Source organism: Mesorhizobium sp. M7A.F.Ca.MR.176.00.0.0 (genome assembly GCF_004023165.1).
GTDB lineage: Bacteria > Pseudomonadota > Alphaproteobacteria > Rhizobiales > Rhizobiaceae > Mesorhizobium.
Genome location: NZ_RZTC01000346.1, coordinates 1 through 224, shown reverse-complemented (window position 1 = coordinate 224; position 224 = coordinate 1). Strand labels below are relative to the sequence as shown.

At 70.1% G+C, this 224-nt stretch carries 1 protein-coding gene; it reads right to left on the bottom strand.

Annotation, left to right across the window (positions count from 1 at the left end):
* Window positions 1-224 (bottom strand): hypothetical protein (locus tag EOB59_RS35605; protein WP_164895885.1); only part of this gene is annotated, 224 nt, incomplete at both ends.

Sequence of the window (224 nt, the reverse complement as noted above, 5' to 3'; positions counted from 1 at the left end):
GCCGAGCCGCCGACACCACCACCGCCGCCGATCGAGTTGGCGCTGATACCATACGAATCGGCGCCGTCGGTCACGATCAGGCTCCGGTTGGTAACAGAGACCGTGCCGCCATTGCCGGCACCACCCGCGGCGAGGCCGATCGCCGCGCCGATGCCGACGGACGTCTCGCCTTCACTGCCTCCGCCAACGATCTCCTCGTCGGTCGAAGCCGCGCCACCGCCACC